This is a genomic window from Tepidiforma sp. (assembly GCF_026419595.1).
Taxonomy (GTDB): Bacteria; Chloroflexota; Dehalococcoidia; order Tepidiformales; family Tepidiformaceae; genus Tepidiforma.
The window spans coordinates 1-516 of the sequence record NZ_JANZZD010000142.1; the positions used below are offsets into that span (position 1 = coordinate 1).

Below are 516 nucleotides of genomic sequence, written 5' to 3' on the forward strand. Positions count from 1 at the left end.
CCCCTGCACCGTGAGGGCGGCCTGCACACGAAGCGCGAAGCCGCCGCGTCCTCCTCACGGCGCCGGTCTCCCGGGACGAACCGCCAGCGCTTCACGTTCTGCCTCCTCGCGCAGCGCCGCCGCAGCGATGCTCGTTTCGATGAGTTCTTCGAAGCCGAAGATGAGCCCGGCAGCAATCGAGACCGGCCACTGGAAGGCCCAGCCCGCTCCAACGGCGAGCAGGGCCGCACCCTGGGTGAGCCGCCGGATGCCCCGCATGAGCAGCCAGTTGCCGCCCGGGAGCGCCGACCCCGCCCGCTGGAGGCCGGCGCGGCCGTGGAGCAGGCCAGTCAGGAGCAGCCATGCGCCCCCTGCTGCCAGCAGGGCGGCAGGAATGTACCGGAGGGGAGACGTCCATACTTCGTCCATGGCCCTACGATGGACCGCACGAGGGACGACTTTGAAGGGCCACTTCCGGGAAGGGAACGGGAGCCATGGACATCGTGATCGACATGCCGGAGCTGCGCGGCCAGCCGG

1 protein-coding gene is annotated in these 516 nt (G+C 70.5%); it reads right to left on the reverse strand.

The window, feature by feature from the left end; translation table 11 throughout:
* Nucleotides 1–54 precede the first annotated feature (54 nt).
* Nucleotides 55–408, reverse strand: a complete 354-nt coding sequence (locus tag N2041_RS14840) for a hypothetical protein (protein ID WP_297679418.1) — start codon at nucleotides 406–408, stop codon at nucleotides 55–57.
* Between the last annotated feature and the right edge of the window lie 108 nt (nucleotides 409–516).

Bases quoted from the DNA above. Each gene is read 5' to 3' on its own strand.
- N2041_RS14840 (WP_297679418.1), bottom strand. From the start codon at position 408: ATGGACGAAGTATGGACGTCTCCCCTCCGGTACATTCCTGCCGCCCTG.